Below are 21,596 nucleotides of genomic sequence, written 5' to 3'. Positions count from 1 at the left end.
GACCGTCGGCGGTGAGCACCACGTCTGGCGAATGTTCGGGTCGTGTAAGGGTGTGTCAGCGAGCGCTCAACGAGATGAAAGCGGTGCCCGCGAGCCTTCGGGCATGAGAAAGTCCGCGATCGCGGTATCCGGCCTGCGCAAGGCGTACGGCGAGCAGGTCGTGCTCGACGGCATCGATCTGGATGTCACCGAGGGCACGGTGTTCTCCCTGCTCGGCCCGAACGGCGCGGGCAAGACCACCGCCGTGAAGATCATGTCCACCCTGACCACCGCCGACGCGGGCACGGTCCGCGTCGCCGGGCACGACCTGGCGGACGAGCCAGGGGCGGTCCGCGCCGCGATCGGCGTGACCGGCCAGTTCTCCGCGGTCGACAACCTGCTGACCGGTGCGGAGAACCTGATCATGATGGGTGACCTGTACCGGGTCGGCGACTCACGCGGGCACGCCGCCCGGCTGCTGGACCAGTTCGGTCTCGCCGACGCCGCGGACAAGTTCGTGATGACGTATTCGGGCGGCATGCGCAGGCGGCTCGACCTGGCGATGACCCTCACGGGTCGTCCACAGGTCATCTTCCTGGACGAGCCGACCACCGGGCTCGACCCGCGCAGCAGGCACATGATGTGGCAGCTGGTCCGCGACCTCGTCGCCGACGGCGTCACGATCTTCCTGACCACGCAGTACCTCGACGAGGCCGACGAACTCGCCGACCGGGTCGCCGTGCTCGACCACGGCCGGGTCGTGGCCGACGGCACACCGGCCGAGCTCAAGCGGCGCATCCCCGGCGGGCACATCCTGTTGCGGTTCCACGACATCCTCGCGTTGGACGAGGCGGCCCGCGTGCTCGGAGCGGCCGGACGGGACGACGAAGCGCTCACGTTGCAGATACCCGGCGATGGTGACGTGAAGGCGCTACGGGCCGTGCTCGACCGGCTCGAACACATCGAGGTGGCCGGGCTGACCGTGCACACCCCGGACCTCGACGACGTCTTCTTCGCACTCACAGGAGGGACCGCACGATGAGCCACGCCATCACGGACGCCCGCACAATGCTGCGGCGCCAGTACAAACACGATCTGCGCTACCCGGCAGGGACAGTGAGCGCGCTGCTGATGCCGTTGGCGTTCCTGCTGCTGTTCGGGTATGTCTTCGGCGGCCAGATGGGCATGGGCCTGCCCAGCGGCACCGGGAACTACATCGACTACATCGTGCCGGGCGTGTTGTTCATGTGCATCAGCGGCGGCGCGTCGCAAGCCGCTCTCGGCGCCGCCATGGACATGACCGAAGGGATCATCGCCCGGTTCCGCACCATGCCGATCTCACGCGGAGCCGTGCTGACCGCGCACGCCGTGGCCAACGTGCTCAGGGGACTGGCCGCGATCGTGGTCATCCTCGGTGTCGCGTTGCTGATGGGATTCAGCCCGTCGGCCGGGATCGCGGGCTGGTTCGCGTTCCTCGGGGTGATCGTCCTGTACGCGTTGATGATCAGCTGGCTCGGTGTGGCGTTCGGGTTGTCCGCCAAGAACGTCGAGGGCGCCAACGCCAAGACGCTGCCGTTGCTGTTCCTGCCGTTCATCAGCAGTGCGTTCGTGTCGGTGGACTCGACCGCGGCCGGTGTCCGGTGGTTCATCGAGTACCAGCCGTTCACCGCGATGATCGACACCATCCGGGGCCTGCTGCTGGGCACACCGATCGGGGCGAGCCTGATCGTCTCGGTGCTATGGGCGGTCGTGTTCACGCTGATCGGCTACGCCTGGGCGATGAAGCTGTACAACCGGGATCGCTAACGTCGCGCTGGTCAGCTCCGGCAAGGTGTCAGCGCTCGCCGTCGAACCGGCCCGCGTCGCCTCGGCGAACTCGGTTTCGCCGAGCGCGGCGCGTGCCTCCGCACGGATCCGCGTGACGTCCGGGTGTGTCAGGTCCGCGGAGCCGCGAACGGCGTCGCTCGCGGCGAGCAACCGGGCCGCCTGAGCCGGATCCCCTTGGTGCAAAGCCAAATCGGCGACGCCGACGACGACATGCGCGACCCAGATCGAGTTGGGTGCCCCCATGGTCATGGCGAGGGCGTAGGAATGCCGGTCGAGCGCCGAGTCGAGATCACCGGCCAGCGCGTCGAGATACCCCCACTGGGTCGCCAGTGCGCAGGCGATGCTCCAGTTGTGGTCGACCAGTGTTTCCGCTGCGGTCAGCCGGGCCCGCGCGGTGGTCAGGTCCCCGGTCCACCGGGCGATCTCCGCGGCGCTGTGCTCGACCATCGCCATGGCCGACGGCAGGCCGAGTCGGGCCGCGTCCTGCTCGGCCATGGCGATCGCGGCGGCGCAGCCGGGTTGGTCACCGTCGACCAGCCGGAGTTGGGCCTGCCTGAGCCGGTTCTGCACGAGGTCTTCGCTCACACCCAGTTCCGCGCCTGCCCCGAGCGCCTCGTCGAAGTAGCCCAGCGCACCGGACACGTCTCCCTTGCGGGCACGAAGATCGGCCAGGTTGCTCAACGCGACCATGCTGCCCCACCGGTCGCCGACCTCGCGGAATCCGGTCACCGCACGATCGAGGTCACCTTCGATCTCGTCCTGACGGTCGCCCCGGGACAACAGGACCGCACCACGCACCAGGTACGCCGCCGCGCGCTCCCAACCCGCGTGCGGAATGTCGTCAGGGGCGTCGTCGAGCGCCTGGTTGAGCGACCTGAGCAGGCGGAGCAGTGGTGCGTCCGTCGGACCGGTGAACCGCAGGGCGGCGTGGAAGTACTCGGTGATCTCGGCCCAGTTCTCCTGCGTGGCAAGCGAAAGAAGCGCGCCGACGGCGTAGGCGACCGCCCTGGTCTCCTCGTCCGCGTCGCCCGGTCGGCTCAGCGCGGCCCTGGTCAGCTCCAGGCCCTTGGCATGACGGCCGCTCAGCCACCAGTACCAGCCTGTCGCGCCTACCAGCCGCAATGCCGTTTCGCCGTCGGCTGAGCCCAACGCGGCGTCGATGTTGTCCTGCTCCGCCGCCAACCGGACGAGCCACGTCAACTGGTCCGGGCCACGCAGCCGAGCGTCGGCCGTCGTGGTCAACGCCAGGAAGTACTCGGCGTGCGCCCGCTGGATCTGTTCTGTCTCACCAGCTTCGTCCAGGCGTTCCAGGCCGTACGCCTTGATGGTGTCCAGCATCCGGTAGCGCTCGCCTGTGACGAGCAACGACTTGTCGGCCAACGCTGTGAGCACGTCGTTCTCGCCGCATACCTGTTCCGCCGCGTCCAGCGGCACACCGCCGGTGAACACGGCGAGGCGCCGCAGGACCACCCTTTCCCGCTCGGACAACAGATCCCAGCTCCAGTCGACCACCGCGCGCAGGGTCTGGTGCCGGGGGAGTGCCACTCGGCTGCCGCCGGTCAGCAGCCGGAACCGGTCGCCGAGCCGGTCGGCCACCTGACCGGTCGTCATCGACCGCAGCCGGGCCGCGGACAGCTCGATCGCCAACGGGATTCCGTCGACCGCACGGCAGATCCGGACGACGTCCGCGAGGTTGTCCGCGTCGAGGGTGAACCCGGGACGGACGGCCTTCGCCCGGTCGAGCAGCAGGGTCACCGCCGGTGAACGCCACGCCGCCGCGAGCGTCCCGTCCTCGTCCGGCAGGCCGAGCGGTTCGACGGGCCAGAGCGCTTCACCCGTGATACCCAGGGGTTCACGGCTCGTGGCGAGAATCCTCAACTGCGGGCAGTCGCCGAGCAGCCGTTCGGCCAGCGCCGCGGCCGCGTCGATCACGTGCTCGCAGTTGTCGAGCACCAGAACGGTTTCCCGGGTGCCCAACGCGGCGGCGAGCCGGTCGACGGGTTCGGCGGGGCCGGTGAACAGCGTCTGGTCACGCAGCCCGAGCGTGCTCAGCACGGTATGCGCGAGGTCGGCGTCCTTGCCGATCGACGCGAGTTCGACCAGCCAGACGCCATGCGGCATCCGGTCGAGCAGTAGCCGTGCGGCCTCGAGGGACAACCGTGACTTGCCGGCACCACCGAGGCCGGTCAACGTGGTCAGCCGGTACTCGCCGACCAGCCTGACGACTTCGGCGACCTCGTCGTCACGGCCGACGAAGCTGGTCAGCCCGGCGCGCAGGTTCGTGCGCGGCTGGCCGGTCGTGCCGCGCAGGATCGAGGTGTGCAGGGCGGACAGCTCGGCCGACGGGTCCGTGCCCAGTTCGTCGGCCAGCGCCTGACGTGTGGCCTCGTAGACGGCCAGTGCCTCGTTCGTCCGGCCAGTGGCGCACAGGCCCCGCATCAGCGCACCGACGAGGCGTTCGCGTGTGGGGTGTTGCGTGACCAGGGCGGACAGCTCCGTCGACGGATCGAGGCCCAGCCGGAGGTCGGCCTCGGCGCGGTCCTCGATCGCGATCAGCCGCAGTTCGGTCAGCCTGGTCACGTCCGGCTGGAAGAACCGCTGCCCGGCGACCTCCGGCAAGGCAGGGCCACGCCACAGCTCGAGAGCTTCCCGCAACAGCGCCGCCCTGACCGGGTCCGGCGCCGTGCGGGCCCCGGAAACGAGACGTTCGAAGCGCGCCACGTCGACCTCGTCCGGGTCGATGACCAGCCGATACCCCGCCGGATGCGACTCGATCGGCACATCGGCCGACCGGCGCAGCCGGGACACGAGCACCTGGAGCGCGTTGATCGCGCGTGCCGGCGGCTCGTCGCCCCAGACGCCGTCGACCAGGCGGCTCACCGGCACCACCCGGCCGGGTTCCAGTGCGAGCACGATGAGCAACGCGCGCAGCCGGGAACCCGAGACCTCGCCGCTGACCAGCAGCGGTCCGAGCAACCCGATCCGCACACCGGGCAGCTTATTCGTCCGTGGTGCACGCCCTGAGCTGCGACCGCACCCACTCCTGCCGGGAGTCGGCCGGTGGCAGACCACCCACCAGCGACTCGAGCGCCTCCTGGTCGGGCGTGGCGCGGACGAACGAGTACAAGGCGTCCAGATCACGGCGTTCCAGCACGAGCCTGCGCAGCTGCGCTAGCGTCTGTTCCCGTTCGGAGCGCACACCAGGGGCGTTCGACCGGGGCAGCAGCGGACCGCGCCACAACGCCACCGCGTCACGCACACGGCGTTCCCGCAGCGGCTGGCGGACGTTGATGAAGTCCGCGTCCACCTCGGCGTCGAGCCGGTACGGCTTGGTGCTGATCGCGGACGCGCCGAGTTGCGTGCGCAGCCGGTGGATCTCCGCGCGTGCGGTGACCGGGTTGCCTGCTTCGCCGTACAGCACCAGTGCCAGCTGCTCCGCGGTCATTCCCTTGGGGTGCAGGGCGAGCAAGGTGAGGATCTCGGCGTGCCGCAGGGTCAGCGGGATCTCCCTGCCGTCCAGCAGCGCCTTGGTGTCCTGCGCGCCGAGGAACCGCAGCGACAGCAGCGGCGGGCGCCTGCCCGCCGGGCCGGGCGCGATCCGCAGCAGGAAACCCTCGGCCAGCGGCTCGACGACCGCCGCGCGGCCGTCCGGCAGCCACAGCGTCTCCTGCCCGCCTCTGACGTCCACTCTGGACGGGAGGTCGTCGCACGACTCGGTGGCGACCACCCGGCCGGTCGGCGAGACCAACGCACCGGGACTGCCGCGCAGACCGCTGAGGTGCCGTGTGTTGCGCAGCCGGAACCGCTCGTTGCGCAGGTTCACCCGTGCCTGGAGCTGGCTTTCGGCCAGTTGCGCCGCCGCGGAGACGAGCGCGAGCGTCGACGGGTGCATCGTGCACAAAGGACCCGTTATGTCGATGACGCCGAGCACCTCACGGGTTTCCGGGTCGTGCACCGGCGCCGCCGCGCAGGTCCACGGGTGGTACAGCCGGACGAGGTGTTCACTGCCGTGGATCACCACCGGTCCGTCGAGCACCAGAGCCGTGCCCATCGCGTTGGTGCCAATGGCTTCCTCGGTCCACCTGGTGCCTTCGGTGAGCAGCACCTTGTCGGCCTGGTGGCGAACGGCCGCGTTGCCCTCACGCCACAGCAGGTGCCCGGCGGCGTCCGTGATCAGCATGATGTGCTCGGCCTCGTCGGCGATGCTCACCAGCATCGCCCGCAGCGAGGGCATCACCGAGGCCAGCGGGTGGTCCGATCGCAGGTCGGGGACGTCGGTCTCGGCGTACACCACCGGCGGCAGGCCGTGGTCCGGGTCGATGTCGGCGTCGAGAGACCGTTTCCACGACTCGGAAACGATGTCACGCTGCCTGCCCGCGCGGCTGGCGGGAAGTCCCGCGCGCAACTGGCCGACCAGGAATGTGTACGCGCTCGCGTCCTTCATGATCCACGCCCTCGGAACGCCCCTGGGAACGCACTGTGCGATATCACTGCAACGTCACTGCAACCCAGTGTCTTCTACCGTCCGCCACTTGTACCCATGAAAGCATGCCGGGGAGGCGTGAGCGTGAGTAGATATGCCGCACCAGGAGAACCGGGTTGTGTGGTGCGGTACGCCGACCGGTACGACCATTTCGTCGGCGGCGAATACGTGCCGCCGTCGAGCGGCCGGTACTCGGCGAACCCGACTCCCGTGACCGGTCGGGTGTTCACCGAGACCGCCGAGTCCACCCCCGATGACCTGCGGCGGGCCGTCGCCGACGGGCGCGGCGCGGCGGCGGGCTGGTCGAAGACGGCACTCGCCGAGCGAGCGGTCATCCTCAGCGAGATAGCCGACCGGATCGAGGACAACCTGGAAGCTCTCGCGGTCGCTGAGAGTTGGGACACGGGAAAGCCGATCAGGCAGACACTCGGTGCCGATGTGCCGTTGGCCGCAGATCATTTCCGGTATTTCGCCGGGGCGATCAGAGCGGCGGAAGGTGTCCGTTCCGGGATTGACGGGGACGCTGTGGTGCACGGGTTCCGTGAGCCAATCGGCGTCGTGCAGCGGTCGCTCGGCTGGGACTACCCGTTGCTCGGCGCGGCCTGGTGCCTCGCGCCGGCGCTGGCCGCCGGGAACACTGTCGTGCTCAAACCGGCCGTGCAGACGCCCGCGTCGATCCACGTCCTGCTGAGCGTGGTCAACGACCTGGTACCGCCCGGCGTGATCAACGTGGTGAACGGCTTCCCGGCCACACCGCCGCTCGGGCTCGGGCCCTCGGTGTTCTTCGCGGACCTGGACGGGCCCCTGCGGGACAGGGCGTTCGACGGCTTCGTCACCGGCACGTCGCTGGCGCTCGTCCAGCACGGCGGCTACGAGCAGTTCGTCGAGGCGGCGGTGGAGCGCGTCCAGCGGCACGTCGCCGGTCACCCGCTCGACACCTCGACCACGGTCGGCGCGCTCGTCAGCGCCGACGAGCTGTCCATGGCCGTCGCGGACGTCGAAACGGCCGCCCGCTCAGGCGCGCGGGTACGGGTGGGCGGTGCTCGCGCGTCGCTCGGTGGCGACTTGGACGGCGGGTTCTTCCTTGAGCCGACCGTGATCGACGGCCACAACCACGTGCTCGCCCCGGTGATCTCGGTAGCCGGGTTCAACGACTTCGACGACGCGATCAAGCTGGTCAACGAGGCCGAGACCACCGCGGGCGTGTCGGTGTGGACGCGCGACACCGGCGTGGGATACCGCGCGGGCCGGGCGATCAACGCCGCGCGGATCTGGGTCAACAGCGATCATTCACACCCGGCTGAGGCGGCGTTCAGCCGAGAGGACCGCAACGCGCTGCTCACCGAGTACTGGCGCGACAAGCGCATCACAGTGAGCTACTCGTGAGTGGTCAGCCGGGTGGGAACCCGGCTGACCACTTACGAGGGCTTTTCCTAGCTGTGCCAGGGGATCTGGGGTGAACGGTAGAAGTTCACACCCTGCACCCGCCAGCGCTCGCCCTGCTGCGCCAACCGGGCGCGGAACGAACCCCAGTCGTGCGTCGACCACGGCGACCAGGCCAGTTCGGCCACCGCGGGCAGCCGGGGGAACGCCATGAACTCGATGTCGTCGGAGTCCTCGAGGGTTTCCGACCACAGCGGCGCCTCGACACCGAGCACGCTCGACTCGGGCACGTCCTTGACGAACGAACCCGGGTTCCAGCCGTACGCCACGTCCACCTCGATGTACCCGGCCCAGTTCAGGCCCAGCGGGGTGTTCTTGTCGTACTTCATGTCCAGGTAGGTCTTGTGGGCCGGGGAGAGCACGACCTTGTTGCCCCGCGCGGCCGCCGCGGCCACGTCCTCGTCCACGTCGTCGGTGCCCCAGTATTGCGGGACCGCCGAGGTGACCGGCTGCGCCTTGACGAACTCGTGCCACCCGGCCACCTTCTTGCCGTGCTTGGCCACGATGGGCAGGACGCGCTGCATGAACTTCAGGTAGTCGGCCGGTTTGGTGGCGTGCGCCTCGTCGCCGCCGATGTGGATGTACTCGCCCGGCGTCAGCTCGGCCAGCTCACGGATCACGTCGTCGATGAACTTGTACGTGATGTCCTTGTCGATGCAGAAGGAGCTGAACCCGACCTCGGTGCCGGTGTACAGCGGCGGCGCGACACCGTCGCAGTTCAGCTCGGCGTACGAGGCCAGCGCGGCGTTGGTGTGCCCCGGCATGTCGATCTCGGGGATGACCGTGATGAACTTCGACTTCGCGTACGCGACCAGCTCCAGGTATTGGCGCTTGGTGTAGTGGCCGCCGGGGCCGCCACCGACCTCGGTGCTGCCGCCGTGGCTGGTCAGCCGCGGCCAGCCGGGGATCTCGATCCGCCAGCCCTGGTCGTCGGACAGGTGCAGGTGCAGCCGGTTGATCTTGTACTGCGCGAGCTGGTCGATGTAGCTCTTGACCTCGCCGACGCCGAAGAAGTGCCGGGACACGTCCAGCATGGCGCCGCGGTGGGCGAACCGGGGGAAGTCGACGATCCGGCCGCCGGGTACGACCCACGGTCCTCTTTGGCGTGTCTTGCTCTCCACGCCGGCGGGCAGTAGCTGGCGCAGCGTCTGCGTACCCGCGAACAGCCCGGCGGGGGTGTTGGCGCGCACGACGATCTGGTGGCGCTCGACCTTGAGCTGGTAGCCCTCCTGGCCGACGCGCGGATCGGCACCGCCGAGCAGCAGGGAGATGCCCGTGCCGTGCACGAACGCGGGCAGGACCGGCAGCGGGTACCCGGTCGACGGCCGGAGCACGTCGGCGAGCTGCTTGCCGACCGCCGCGGCCTCGCGTGAGCCGCGCTGGGTGAGGATCACGGTTGCCCTGTTCAGCCGGAATGCCTGCCGCGCATCCGGCTGGGCGAATGCGGGTGCCGGGATCACACTCGTCAGGCTCTTGCCCGTGAATGCGTCCTGACCAGCGTTCGCGGGCGTTTGGAACAACGGGTTTGGGGCGGTTGTCACCGCCATGACCGCGAGGAATCGACGTGCGTGCACATGCCCTCCCGAAGGTGATTCCCACGGCGGCGATCCAATTAGGTATAGACCACCCACCCGGCAGCCACAACGGCCGATTGTCTTGGATGGGGCGGGATGCGACCCTGTTGCGCGTGTCGCGTTCTTGCGTTCTCGCCGCCAGTGTGGTTGTCGGTGTGCTCGTTGCCGGATGTGGTGCCAAGCCGGTGCCGCCGAGCGGGCCGGTGGACCTGCCGGAGAAGCCGGCGGACTACGTCGACGTCTTCACGTGGTCGCAAGGTGTTCCCGCAGGTGCGCGGTCCTTGTCGACAGTCTTCAAAGGGCCGCACTTCTCGTACGCGTTCGGCGCGCTCGCGGTGCGGTCCGACCTCGACGAGTCCAGCGGCGGCCTGGAGGCAGGGCCCTCCCGTGCGGCCGCCGGGCACGAGTTCCTCGTGCTCTACCGGCTGCAGGGCGACGACACGTACGCCACACCGCCACAGGCCCCGCTGAACGTGGACGTGGTGGTCGGGGCCACCCGCAAACGCTTGCCCAAGCCGCTGGAGCGGGGCACCGGCCTCATCGTGAGCGTCCCGGTGGGCGCGGACGCCACGCTTGAGGTGACCGACGACAAGCCGTACCAGTTCAGCGTGCGCAACGGCGGAGGCGGCACACCCGCGCCGACCTCGGACAACGCCCCGGCCAAACCCGGCGCGACCCAGGTCCGCTGGCAGGACGGGAACTACCGCGGCAACGGCAACTACCAGGGGCAACGCACCTCAGGGCCCTTGGCCGTGACGCTGGAACTCGGCACCCGCAGTGAGCTCGCGAACACGCTGCCCGGCATCGGCGTCGCACCGGCGAAGCAGCTGTGGCTGCGCCTGCCCGACGCCAGGATCAGCACCGACGACGCGGACCTCAAGCTCGACCTGTCCCGCAGCGTCAGCCTGGTGCTGGCCAACGGCAGGCAGGCGTCGACGAGGCAGTCCTCGTCGGGCCTGTTGTTCACCGTGCCGGACAGCTTCACCGGCGGCGTCCTGACCGTCGAACCGCAGTTCCCGGCCACCAGCACGGCGAAGTGGGCGCAGAAACCCGAGCCCAAGCAGATCCAGCTGCTGCCAAGTTAGGAACGCCGCAACACCGGGCGCAGCGCGTCCAGCACCCCGGGGTCCTCGATCGTGGACGGCACGGGCTCGTCGCGGCCGTCGGCGATGCCGCGCATGGTCTTGCGCAGGATCTTGCCCGAGCGGGTCTTCGGCAGGCCCGCGACGACCGAGACGTCCCGGAACGCCGCCACCGGGCCGATGTCACGGCGGATCGCGGCGACGAGCTCGTCGCGCAGCACGTCCTCGTGCACTTCGACACCGGCCTTGAGCACCACGAAACCGCGCGGCAGTTGACCTTTCAGCGAGTCGTGCACGCCGATCACCGCGCATTCGGCGACCGCCGGGTGCGCGGCGAGGACCGCTTCCATCGCGCCCGTCGACAACCTGTGCCCGGCGACGTTGATCACGTCGTCGGTGCGGCCCATGACGTACACGTAGCCGTCCTCGTCGATGAAACCGCCGTCACCGGTGAGGTAGTAGCCGTCGAATGTGGACAGATAGGACCGCAGGTACCGTTCGTCGTCGCCCCACAGCGTGGGCAGGGTTCCGGGCGGCAGCGGGAGTTTGATCGCGATCGCGCCTTCGTGGCCCGCCGGGACCGGGGTGCCGGACTCGTCGAGGACGCGCACGTCGTACCCGGGGACCGGCACGGTCGGGGAGCCCGGTTTGAGCGGCATCGGTTCGAGGCCGCGGAGGTTCGCGCAGATCGGCCAGCCCGTCTCGGTCTGCCACCAGTGGTCGACCACCGGAACGCCGAGCTGCTCCGTCGCCCAGTGGTACGTCTCCGGGTCCAGCCGTTCCCCGGCGAGGAACAACGTGCGGAACCGGGACAGGTCGTGGTCACGCATCAACCGGGCGTCCGGGTCGACCCGTTTGATCGCGCGGAACGCCGTCGGTGCCGTGAACAGCGCTTTGACGCCGTATTCGCTGATCACGCGCCAGAACACACCCGCGTCCGGCGGCCCGACCGGCTTGCCCTCGAAAAGCACGGTCGTGGCCCCGGCGAGCAGCGGGGCGTAGACGATGTACGAGTGCCCGACGACCCAGCCGACGTCTGACGCGGTCCAGAACACGTCACCGGGGCCGATGTCGTAGATCGCCTTGAGCGACCAGGTCAGCGCCACCGCGTGCCCGCCGTTGTCGCGCACAACGCCCTTGGGACGCCCGGTCGTGCCGGAGGTGTACAGGATGTAGAGCGGATCTGTGGCGTCGACCGGCACGCAGTCGTGCGGCTGCGCGGATTCGACGAGTGTGTCCCAATCGATATCCCGCGCGCCCAGGTCGGCCGTCTGCTCGGGGCGCTGCGTGATCACGACGTGATCCGGCTGGTGCGTGGTGACGGTCAGCGCGTCGTCGATGATCGGCTTGTACGCCACGACCCTGGTCGGCTCGATGCCGCACGACGCCGCGACGATCACCTTCGGCTTGGCGTCGTCGATCCGCCCGGCCAGCTCCTTCGGCGCGAACCCGCCGAATACCACGGAGTGCACCGCGCCGAGCCGGGCACAGGCCAGCATCGCCACCACGGCCCGTGGGACCATGGGCATATAGATGATCACACGGTCGCCCCTGGTCACGCCCAGGCTCGCCAGCGCTCCTGCGAACACCGCGACCTCGTCGCGAAGTTCGCGGTACGTGTACGAACCTTTGCTGCCCGTGACCGGGGAGTCGTAGATCAGGGCGACGCGATCCCCGCCGTCGGCACTGTCGGCGTGCCGGTCGAGCGCGTTGTGACACGTGTTCAACCGCGCATCGGGAAACCAGCGGTAGAACGGCGCCCGGGACGCGTCCAGCGCGCGGGTCGGTGGCGTGGTCCAGTCGATCGCACCGGCCGCGTCCAGCCAAAACGCGTCAGGGTCGGCCAGACTGCGGTGATGTGCGTCCCGGTAGTCACCCATGGAGTCACTCTGCCATTGGGAGCAACCTCCTGCCTATTGCCGACGTCTGATGCAACGAGGGCCACGGTTGCCGCACAGACCCAGCGCCGCTGGACATATGGTGGGTAAGTGCTCACGTCGGGTGGGTAAGCACGAGGAGGGAAGCCGTGGACGGGTTCGTACGAATGGCAGCTGACTTGTTGTCGTTCGCGCATACCGTCTTTGGTCCGGGTTTCTGGCCGGGCGACTGGGTGTGGGCGACCATGGCTGCCGGGTTCCTGATCATGATCTTCCCGGTGCTCGCCTCGTTCGGCATCGCGTTGATCCGCAAGGGCACGGGGAACGCTTACAATCCGATCACGCTGAGCGTGTTCGGGGCCATCGGCGTCGTGTTCGCGTTGGCCGTGCCGTGGCTGATGGCCAACGGGATCTCCACGATCTTCAACAACGCCGCGGCGAATTCCAGCAAGTACGGGCTGAGTTTCGCCAAGACGTTCTTCGAAGAAGACCAAGTGGTCATCGAGACTCAGGCGAAGTACCTCAGCGGGGGTCCCAACGTCTACGAGCTGCTGACCGGCAGCAGCGGTGTGGACGTCCCGCTGAACATCGCCAAACTCGTTGTCCTGCCCGCGCTTTCCGCGTTCTTCGTGATCCTGCAGGCCCGTGCGGCGTTCCGGCGCGGCCCGACGTGGCCCGGCCGGATGATCTGGCTGTCGTTCGTGGCGTTCATGCTGTTCAGCGTGGGTCTGCAGGGCAACGTGGCGTTCCTGCTGTGGATCGGCATGGTCCCGGCGGCCGTGCTCGGCCTGATCCCGATCCTGGTGATCGGCGCGCCCAGTTGGAGCACGATCAACCGCTCGGTGCAGGAGAAGGACAACCAGCCTCCGCCCCAGCAGCAACAGCACCCGCTGCAGCAGGTGCCGCCGCGTCAGCCCACTCAGCAGCAACCGCCTGTCCAGCAGCAGTCGCAGCAGAAGCCCCCGCCGTACGTTCCCGAGCCTGTACCGCCGCCGTACCGTCCCGAAGGTCTGCTGGCGGGCCAGGGGCCCGGCCAGGAACTGCTGAGCGGCCGCCCGCAGCCGGGCAAGCTGGCCGACACGCCCGGTCCGATGCCGTTCCCGCTCGCCGGGGCCGTCCCCATGGGCGGCGGCGCGCCGAAACCACCGACAAGGGCGATGACCGGTGGCGGCAACAACAGCATGTGGACCCGCAGCGGCGGCCGGTTCCAGAAGATCAAGGCACTGGGCCACGGTGGGTTCGGCACGGTGTGGCTGGCGATGGACACCCAGCTCGACCGGACGGTCGCGGTGAAGATGGCGCACGCCCCGGACGCCGAGACCGAGGAGCGCATGCTGCGTGAGGCTCGTGCGCTCGCGGCCGTGCGACACCCGAACTGTGTGCGTGTCTACGACATCGTCGAGGACGAGGACGGCCTCGGCATCGTGATGGAGTACATCGAGGGCAACGCGCTCGCTGACGCCGTCCACGACAACGGCAAGCTCGATGACCTCGCCGCGGCCCGGTTGTGGGTGACCATGGCGGGCGCGTTGTCCGCCGCGCACGCGAAGGGCGTGCTGCACCGTGACATCAAGCCGTCGAACATCATGATCGACCCGTCCGGCATGCCGCACCTGATCGACTTCGGTATCGCCAGGTCGAAGGGTGATTCGACGCTGACCAAGACCGGCATGATGGTCGGCACCCCGGACTTCCTCGCGCCGGAGACCGCCGCCGGATCACCGGCCACGCCCGCGTCGGACGCGTGGCAGTTGGCCGCGACGGTGTCCTACGCGTTGACGGGCGAACCGCCGCGCGGAACCCGTGACAACCCGATGGCGGCGCTGATGGCGGCTGCCAAGGCCGAACGCGTCACGCACCTGCCGAACAACAGCGTCCACCTGCGGCTGCTGACGGCCGCTCTGGGCCCGGACCCGGCGGGCAGGCCCACGCTCGACACCGTGATCAGGCAGACCGGCGGCTGGCTGTCCAAGGGCGGCCACGCCGAGGACGGACCGGTCACCAAGGTCGTCAAGCGTGAGGACATCGCGGCGCTGGACCGCACGAAGGTGACGGCACCGCCTGCGGGAGGTGCGGAGCGCACGAAGGTCACCGACCCCGAGCGCACGTCGTTCACGGATCCGGAACGCACCCGGTCGACGAACCCGCCCCGGCCGCCGGTCAACCAGGCCCAGCAACCGGCGCCGCCGGACCTGGAACGGACCCGCCCGACGCAGAAGAAGCACAACCCCACGCGTCGGTTCGGCGCGTAGCCCCTCGTTCAGCGCCAGGACGGCAGCCAGAGTTCGGCCTGCCACCGCGCGTTGGTGATCGAGTCGCCGTTGAGGATCGGCCAGAGCCAGACGAAGTTCGCGACCACCAGCCCGACGTAGATCGCCACGACGAGCAGGCCGGTGCCCCGGCGTTCGTAGCCGTCCTTGGCCGTGCCGAGGATCTGGCCGAGCGGCAGGACGAGGCCGAGGATCAGGAACGCCGAGACCGGCGTCATGTAGAAGAAGTACATCTGCCGGTCGAGGTTGAGAAACCACGGCAGCAGGCCCGCGTGGTAGGCGACGACCACGGCGGTGTAGCGCCAGTCGAGCCTGCCGACCATGCGCCACAGGCCCCACGCGAGCATCGGGAACGCCAGCCACCACATGGCCGGGGTGCCGATCAGCATGGTGGCGCTGACGCACTGGCTCTCACCGCAGCCGGTCGTCGCGCTGTCCCAGTAGAAGAGCATCGGCCGCAGGCCCATCGGCCACGTCCACGGCTTCGACTCCCACGGGTGCGGCTCGTTCGGCTTGGTCACCAGCGACTCGTGGAAGTTCAGGACGTTGGCGGAGTAGTCGAACAGCGAACGCAACGCCGGACCGAACGGGCCCCACCACGTGGTCACCAGGTGCCGGTCGACGCCGGTCTCGCTGCCGAACCAGGCCCACCACGTGCCCAGGTAGACCAGGACGGGCACGAGCAGCAACGCCCACAGGCCGGGCAGCAGGTCACGGCGGATCGCGCCGACCCAGGGGTGCGCCACCCCGGCCGACCTGCGCGCGGTCGCGTCCCAGATGACCGTCATCAGGCCGAACGCGGCGACCCAGTAAAGGCCACCCCATTTGGACGCGCACGCGAGCCCGAGGCTGACCCCGGCGGCGAACCGCCACCAGCGGAAGCCGAGCCGGGGGCCGTAGATCGAGTCGTTGACCCAGCCCTCACGAATGGTGACCGCGAGCCGTTGCCGCATCTGGTCGCGGTCCAGCAGCACACACCCGAACGCGGCGAGGACGAAGAACGCGATGAAGATGTCCAACATCCCCGACCGGCTCATCAGGTGCAGGACGCCGTCGCAGATGAGCAGGATCCCGGCGACCGCGCCGAGCAGGGTCGACCGGGTGAGCCGCCGGGCGATCCGCACGATCATGAGAACCATCAACGTGCCGAGGATCGCGGCGGTGAACCGCCAGCCCCACCCGTTGTAGCCGAACAGCCATTCACCGATGGAGATCAACTGCTTGGCCAGCGGCGGGTGGACAGTGAGCTCGTAACCCGGGTTGTCCTCGTAGCCGCCGTTGCGCAGCATCTGCCACGCCTGCGGCGTGTAGTGCTTCTCGTCGAAGACCGGCGTGCCGTTGTGGGTGGGGAAGCCGAGGTTCTGCAGCCGGACGATGCCGCCGATGACCGCGAGCACACCCGCGACCAGCCAGCCGCGGAGCCGATCGGCAGGCATGGGGCGGCCGAGCAGGTGGGCAGCCGGATCGGCACCCGGCGCTTGTGCCCGGGGAGCCTCCTCCGCCTGGTCGTCCGACCGGCGGTCGGACCCGGTCACGAGGGCAGTCACGCGCCCGATCGTAGGGTGAGCGGTGTGAGCCCCGTATCCGGTTCCGGCCGACTAGTGCTCGCGGCGACACCGCTCGGTGACTCCCGCGACGCCTCCCCCCGCCTGACAGACGCCCTGGCCGGGGCAGAAGTGATCGCAGCGGAAGACACCAGAAGGCTGCGCGCACTCGCCACCGCGCTCGGCGTGTCGCCGTCAGGCAAGGTGGTGAGCTTCTACGACGCGGTCGAAACGAGCCGAATCCCAGCACTGATCGAAGCCATGACCAACGGCTCGACTGTGCTGCTCGTCACGGACGCAGGGATGCCCAGCGTCTCGGACCCCGGCTACCGCCTGGTGACGGCGTGTATCGCCGAAAAGATCCCGGTGACCTGCCTGCCAGGCCCGTCAGCGGTGACGACGGCACTGGCGGTGTCCGGCCTGCCCTGTGACAGGTTCACCTTCGAGGGATTCGCACCACGCAAGTCAGGCGAGCGCGGTCGCTGGCTGGCGGAGTTGGCCGAGGAACGACGTACGGCGGTGTTCTTCGAGTCGCCGCACAGGCTGGCCGACACGCTGGCGCAGGCCGTGGAGGTACTCGGCGGAGACCGCTCAGCAGCGGTATGCCGAGAACTGACGAAGACCTACGAGGAAGTCCGCCGAGGAGGACTGGCCGAACTGGCAGCCTGGGCGGCGGACGGAGTCCGCGGCGAGATCACCGTAGTAGTCGGCCCAGCGGCGCCAACGGAGACAGACCTACCAGCCCTGGTGACCAAAGTAAGGGCACGAGTGGACAACGGCGAACGCCTGAAGACAGTGGTAGCGGAGATCGCCGAAGCCGCAGGAGTCAGCAAGAAGGCCCTCTACGACGCCAGCCTCTGACAGCGCCAGCCTTGCCGACCGGCAACGTATACCCACGGCGATACCCACGGCCAAGCCCCGGTCGGCTCGCGCGCCAGCGCAGACCCGGCCCCAACAAGCTCGCGCGCCAGCGCAGCCCAACCCGAAAGGCCCGGGTGTTAGCGCAAACCGAGCCACACAGGCCGCGCGCTAGCCGCAAAACCCAGCCACACAGGCCGCGCGTCAGCGCAGACCCAGCCACACAGGCCGCGCGCTAGCCGCAAAACCCAGCCACATAGGCCGCGCGCTAGCGCAGAGTGGGGCTTCGGGGGTGTCTCCTGCCCGTCGGCCTGGGCGAAGCCAACCACGGGCTGTCAAGAGGTCGGCCTGCACAAAACAGCCCAGCGATAGCGGTACCGATCCTCTTGATAGACCGTGGTTCCCTGGGGCAGGTCGACGGGCAGGAGGCGCCCGCGCCTCACAACCCCGGGTCATAAAAACATGCGCCGGGAAGAACACGACGCGAAGACCTCCTGCCCAGAGGTCTGCTCCCGGCGAGGGCCCTTCTTTTCACCCGGAGAACACCGCGGCATGACCGTCAGTGTCCGCCAAAACGGGGCAACTCCAACCACACGCATCAAGGGGTCCGTTTCACTTACGGATGCCCTGACTCGGCGGACACTGGCGTGCGTCTCGCGCCGCTGCGGAGTGGCGGAGGAGCACGTAGCGTGGCCGCATGGTCCAAGTGGTGGCGACCGAGGAGATCGGGCCTGTTACCGGGGAGGTCACGCGCAAGTTCGGCATCCATGCCACCGACTTGGGCATTCTCTGGGACAACGGCCAGGGCAAGCTGCTGTGTGCGTTCGGGGACACCTACGGCGTCGGCTGGGGTGGCAACGGCGCCGGCCCGCCGAAGGGCTCCGACTGGCGCTGCAATGCGCTCGCGTTCGCCAGCAACCGGGATCTGGAGACCGGGTTGCGGTTCGACTCCGTCGTGCCCCGGGCGGATGGGACGGCGGCGCAGATTCTCGAGCGGGATCGGCAGGCGGATGAGAACACCGTCATCCCCAATTCCGGTATCGCCGTCGGCGGCTACAACTACCTGCACTACATGTCCGTGCGGAAGTGGGGCCCTGCTGGTACGTGGGACACGAACTACGCGGGTATCGCTGTGTCCGTCGACGGGGGTGATACGTGGACCAAGCCGCCGGGTGCGCGCTGGCCCAACTCGCCCAAGGGTGACCACCCGTTCCAGATCTGTGCGTTCGCCGCCGAGCGGGACCACGTCTACCTCATGGGTACGACGAATGGCCGGTTCGGACCGGCCTACCTGGGCCGGTGCGGCCGGTTCGACGTGCTCAGCCCCGCCTCCTACACCTACTTCTCCGACGGCGAGTGGGTCCGGGACCCGGTCAGGGCGACTCCGGTGATGAGCGGGCCCGTCGGTGAGCTGTCGGTGGAGTACAACGACCGGTTCGGCCAGTGGATCGCGTTGCACCTCGACGAGGAGCGGGGTGCCATCGTGCTGCGTTGGGCGCCGGAGTTGACCGGGCCATGGGCGGACGGTCAGGTCGTCGCCGACGGCAAGGACTACCCCGCGCCCTACGGCGGCTACCTGCATCCATGGGCCAACGACGGGGAGGACGTCTACTTCACGCTGTCGCAGTGGGGCCCGTACAACGTCAAGCTGTTGCGGACCCGGCTTAAATCGGATGCGCCCCGGCACGACGCCGTCTAGGGTGGTCCTACTTCGAGAGAAAGGGAGGTGTGTAGCCGTGGCTGTCTTTGTCGATGCCGCACGTCTGCTTCCCGTCACCTCTCTCGAAGGGTTTACCCGCGTTGACCTCGTTTGACCTGACCACGCTCGGCTGGGACGACACTTTCGCCGCCGAACTGCCCGCCGGATCGGTCCCCGGCAAGATCGCCCGCGTCCACTCCAGCGGTGCGGTGGTCATCGTCGATGGCCAGGAACGACACATCGAGTTCTCGTCCCGGATCACGTTGCCCTGTGTCGGCGACTGGGTCGCGGTGCACGACGGCACCATCGTCACGGTGCTGCCCCGCCGGACCGCGCTCGTGCGCGGCGGTGTGGCCGAGGATTCGCTCAGCCAGACCTTGGCGTCCAATGTGGATGTCATCTTCGTCGTCGAACCGTCGTCCATCGAGGGGCGCAGGGGAGACCCGAACCTCGGCCGGATCGAGCGTCTGCTCGCGCTGGCGTGGGAAAGCGGTGCGACGCCTGTCGTGCTGCTCACCAAGTCCGATCTCGTCGGCGAGCGCATCGGCGAGATCGTCTCGGCTGTCATGGGCGCGGCGCCTGGCGTCGACGTCCACCCGGTGTGCTCGGTGACCGGCGACGGCGTCGACATCGTGGCGTCCTACCTGGGAGTCGGTCGTACGGCTGTGCTCGTCGGCCCGTCCGGTGCCGGCAAGTCCACCTTGGTCAACGCGTTGGCCGGGGTGGATGTGATGGAGACGCAACAGGTCCGCGCGTCCGACGGCCGCGGGCGGCACACCACCGTGCACCGCGAATTGCTCGTGCTCCCACGCGGTGGCCTGATCATCGACACGCCGGGGATCCGGCGGGTGTCGCTGTCGGGCGACGGCGGCGAAGGCCTCGAAGCGGTCTTCACCGACATCGAGGAGTTGGCCGGGCAGTGCCGGTTCGACGACTGCGGGCACACCGGCGAGCCGGATTGCGCTGTGCTGGAGGCGATCGAGTCCGGTGAGCTGCCCCAGCGCAGGCTCGACAGCTGGTTCAAGCTCAACCGCGAGGCCGAGTGGGTCGCCAGCCGGACGGACGCGCGCCTGCGGCAGGAGCGCGGCCGCCGTTGGAAGGTGATCCACAAGGAGATGCGCCGGTCCGGACGGCACCGCCCCTGATCGCCTGGGCGCCTTCCCCGTGACGGTGACGATGGGGAAGGCGCCCGAATCAGGCGTTGGCGCGGACGAACGACCGCGTGCCCCACACCAGGCCGATCGCGGCCAACGCGACGGCGGCGATGCCGCCTGTCAGCACCGAACTGGACCCGAAGTTCCCGGCGATCACCGCGCGGACGCCGTCGGCGACGTGGCTGAACGGGTTGATCCGCGAGAGCACGTACAGCCAGTGCGGACCTTGGTTCATCGGCAGCAGCACACCGGACAGCAGCATCAACGGCATCACGGTCGAACTGAGCACGGGTGCGAACGCGTACTCGTGCTTGAGTTTCAGCGCCAGCGTGTACGAGACCGAGCCGACCGAGACGCCGATGAGAACCGCGAACACGAGCCCGGCCAGGACGTGTCCGATCGACGCGCGGAACCCGAACGCCGTGGAGACGGCCAGCAGCAGTACACACTGGACGATCAGCATCACCACGTCGTGCAGCACGCGCCCGGTCAGCAGCGCCACCCTGCTGACCGGGGTGACGCGCATCCGCTCCAGCGCACCGGACCGGATCTCCGGGATCAGCCCGAAACCGGCGTACGCGGTCCCGAAGAGTCCCATCTGGATGATCAGGCCGGGCACGAACCACTGCCACGAACCGGATCCGCCGAGCAGTGGTCCGAACAGCAGCAGGAACAGCAACGGCTGCATGAGGCCGAAGACGATGACGACCGGGTTGCGCAGGGTCGGTCGCGCGGTGCGCTGGAGTACGAGCCAGGTGTCACGCATAGGACTCCTCCCGCAGTGAACGGCCTGTCATGGTCAGGAAAACGTCGTCGAGCGTGGGTCGGTGGACCTGTACGGACATCAGGCTGACGTCGGCGTGGTCCAGCGCGCGGAGCAGTCCCGGGAGTTGTGTGTCGCCACGGGGGACGCGGAAACGCACGGTGTTGCCGTCGGTCCGGAGTTCCTGCGCGCCTTCGATCTTCGCCGCGATCTCGGCGGCGACAGCGGGCGTGTCGGTCTCGAACTGGACGAGGTCGCCGGAAACCTGGCTCTTCAACGCGTCCGGTGACCCCTCGGCGACGATCTTGCCGTGGTCGATCACCAGGATCCGGTCGCAGAGCGCGTCGGCCTCGTCGAGGTAGTGCGTGGTCAGGAAGATCGTGGTGCCGGACCGGCCCAACGCGCGGATGTGCTCCCACAGGTTGCTGCGGCTCTGCGGGTCGAGCCCGGTGGACGGCTCGTCGAGGAACAGCAGCTTCGGTTCGTGCAGGATGCCCATCACGATGTCGAGACGGCGTTGCTGCCCACCGGACAGCCTGCCCGCGAGGCGGTCGGCGACCTCGTCGAGTTCGAACCGGGCGAACAGTTCGCCGGTGCGGCGCCGGGCGTCCGCGGGGGACAGGCCGTAGAAGCGGGCCTGGGATTCGGCTTCCTGGAAGACTTTCTGCTCGGTCCCGGCACCGTGGCCCTGTGCGACGTAACCGATCCGCTCGCGTACCCCGGCCGGGTCGGCCAGCAGATCGCGGCCCGCGACAACGGCTTCGCCCGCGGTGGGCCGGAGGAGCGTGGTGAGCATGCGCAGGGTCGTGCTCTTGCCCGCGCCGTTGGGCCCGAGAAAGCCGACCAGCTCACCGGGTTCGACGTCGATGTCGACGCCCTGGACCGCGTCGACCGTGTGGCCGCGGGTCCGGAACTGGCGCGCGAGACCGCGTGCCTTGATCACGGGAGTCCTCCCTCTGTTGTAGCTAGTCAAGTTTGACTAGCGGGAGTGTGGCAGTGATCGAGCAGCTAGTCAAACTTGACTAGCTGGTGTGTGTGGGGAG

General features: G+C 68.9%; 15 protein-coding genes. 8 read left to right on the top strand and 7 right to left on the bottom strand.

Annotation, left to right across the window (positions count from 1 at the left end; all coding sequences use genetic code 11):
* The first annotated feature begins 103 nt into the window (after positions 1–103).
* Both ALI144C_RS30590 and ALI144C_RS30585 read left to right on the top strand, forming a co-directional pair.
* Entirely contained in the window at positions 104–1,021 is a 918-nt protein-coding gene (locus ALI144C_RS30590; protein WP_076990660.1) for an ATP-binding cassette domain-containing protein, read from the top strand.
* Entirely contained in the window at positions 1,018–1,785 is a 768-nt protein-coding gene (locus tag ALI144C_RS30585) for an ABC transporter permease (protein WP_076990659.1), read from the top strand. Before ALI144C_RS30590 ends, ALI144C_RS30585 begins: the two co-directional genes overlap by 4 nt.
* Here the strand turns inward: ALI144C_RS30585 and ALI144C_RS30580 are convergent.
* Both ALI144C_RS30580 and ALI144C_RS30575 read right to left on the bottom strand, forming a co-directional pair.
* Positions 1,717–4,794: a BTAD domain-containing putative transcriptional regulator gene (locus ALI144C_RS30580; RefSeq protein WP_076990658.1), complete on the bottom strand. Its 3,078-nt coding sequence runs from the start codon at positions 4,792–4,794 to the stop codon at positions 1,717–1,719. The two genes, ALI144C_RS30585 and ALI144C_RS30580, sit on opposite strands and share 69 nt — an antisense overlap.
* 10 nt (positions 4,795–4,804) lie before the next feature.
* Positions 4,805–6,250: a GAF domain-containing protein gene (locus tag ALI144C_RS30575; RefSeq protein WP_076990657.1), complete on the bottom strand. Its 1,446-nt coding sequence runs from the start codon at positions 6,248–6,250 to the stop codon at positions 4,805–4,807.
* Between the two features lie 123 nt (positions 6,251–6,373).
* Between ALI144C_RS30575 and ALI144C_RS30570 the strand changes: the two genes are divergently transcribed.
* A complete protein-coding gene (locus tag ALI144C_RS30570; RefSeq protein WP_076990656.1) occupies positions 6,374–7,675 on the top strand; it encodes an aldehyde dehydrogenase family protein in 1,302 nt (433 codons plus the stop codon).
* A 47-nt stretch (positions 7,676–7,722) separates the two neighbouring features.
* On the opposite strand, the gene ALI144C_RS30565 is transcribed toward ALI144C_RS30570, so the two are convergent.
* Positions 7,723–9,279: a beta-N-acetylhexosaminidase gene (locus ALI144C_RS30565; protein ID WP_076990655.1), complete on the bottom strand. Its 1,557-nt coding sequence runs from the start codon at positions 9,277–9,279 to the stop codon at positions 7,723–7,725.
* 140 nt (positions 9,280–9,419) lie between these two features.
* Between ALI144C_RS30565 and ALI144C_RS30560 the strand changes: the two genes are divergently transcribed.
* Entirely contained in the window at positions 9,420–10,391 is a 972-nt protein-coding gene (locus ALI144C_RS30560) for a hypothetical protein (RefSeq protein WP_143230966.1), read from the top strand.
* Here the strand turns inward: ALI144C_RS30560 and ALI144C_RS30555 are convergent.
* Positions 10,388–12,268, bottom strand: a complete 1,881-nt coding sequence (locus tag ALI144C_RS30555) for a propionyl-CoA synthetase (protein ID WP_076990653.1) — start codon at positions 12,266–12,268, stop codon at positions 10,388–10,390. The genes ALI144C_RS30560 and ALI144C_RS30555 overlap by 4 nt on opposite strands.
* Positions 12,269–12,432: 164 nt before the next feature.
* On the opposite strand from ALI144C_RS30555, the gene ALI144C_RS30550 reads away from it, so the two are divergent.
* Positions 12,433–14,517 (top strand): serine/threonine-protein kinase, encoded by a 2,085-nt coding sequence (locus ALI144C_RS30550; RefSeq protein WP_076990652.1) that lies wholly within the window; start codon positions 12,433–12,435, stop codon positions 14,515–14,517.
* 8 nt (positions 14,518–14,525) lie between these two features.
* Here ALI144C_RS30550 and ALI144C_RS30545 read toward each other — a convergent pair whose 3' ends face one another.
* On the bottom strand, positions 14,526–16,082 hold the full coding sequence (locus ALI144C_RS30545) for a dolichyl-phosphate-mannose--protein mannosyltransferase (RefSeq protein WP_076990651.1): 1,557 nt from the start codon (positions 16,080–16,082) through the stop codon (positions 14,526–14,528).
* A gap of 24 nt (positions 16,083–16,106) precedes the next feature.
* Between ALI144C_RS30545 and rsmI the strand changes: the two genes are divergently transcribed.
* From rsmI to rsgA, 3 genes are all read left to right on the top strand, one after another.
* Positions 16,107–16,940: a 16S rRNA (cytidine(1402)-2'-O)-methyltransferase gene (gene rsmI, locus ALI144C_RS30540; RefSeq protein ID WP_076990980.1), complete on the top strand. Its 834-nt coding sequence runs from the start codon at positions 16,107–16,109 to the stop codon at positions 16,938–16,940.
* 694 nt (positions 16,941–17,634) lie between these two features.
* On the top strand, positions 17,635–18,636 hold the full coding sequence (locus ALI144C_RS30535; RefSeq protein WP_076990650.1) for a DUF4185 domain-containing protein: 1,002 nt from the start codon (positions 17,635–17,637) through the stop codon (positions 18,634–18,636).
* Between the two features lie 101 nt (positions 18,637–18,737).
* Positions 18,738–19,781, top strand: coding sequence for a ribosome small subunit-dependent GTPase A (gene rsgA, locus ALI144C_RS30530; RefSeq protein ID WP_076990649.1), 1,044 nt, complete (start codon positions 18,738–18,740; stop codon positions 19,779–19,781).
* A gap of 49 nt (positions 19,782–19,830) precedes the next feature.
* Here the strand turns inward: rsgA and ALI144C_RS30525 are convergent, their stop codons facing one another.
* Together ALI144C_RS30525 and ALI144C_RS30520 are read right to left on the bottom strand one after the other, a co-directional pair.
* Positions 19,831–20,556, bottom strand: coding sequence for an ABC transporter permease (locus tag ALI144C_RS30525; RefSeq protein WP_076990648.1), 726 nt, complete (start codon positions 20,554–20,556; stop codon positions 19,831–19,833).
* Positions 20,549–21,496 (bottom strand): ATP-binding cassette domain-containing protein, encoded by a 948-nt coding sequence (locus ALI144C_RS30520; protein WP_076990647.1) that lies wholly within the window; start codon positions 21,494–21,496, stop codon positions 20,549–20,551. Before ALI144C_RS30520 ends, ALI144C_RS30525 begins: the two co-directional genes overlap by 8 nt.
* Positions 21,497–21,596: the final 100 nt, after the last annotated feature.

Origin of the sequence: Actinosynnema sp. ALI-1.44, assembly GCF_001984155.1 — a bacterium.
Lineage (GTDB): Bacteria > Actinomycetota > Actinomycetes > Mycobacteriales > Pseudonocardiaceae > Kibdelosporangium.
The sequence above is the reverse complement of the archived record's forward strand: the minus strand, read 5'-3'. Positions and strand labels throughout refer to the sequence as shown.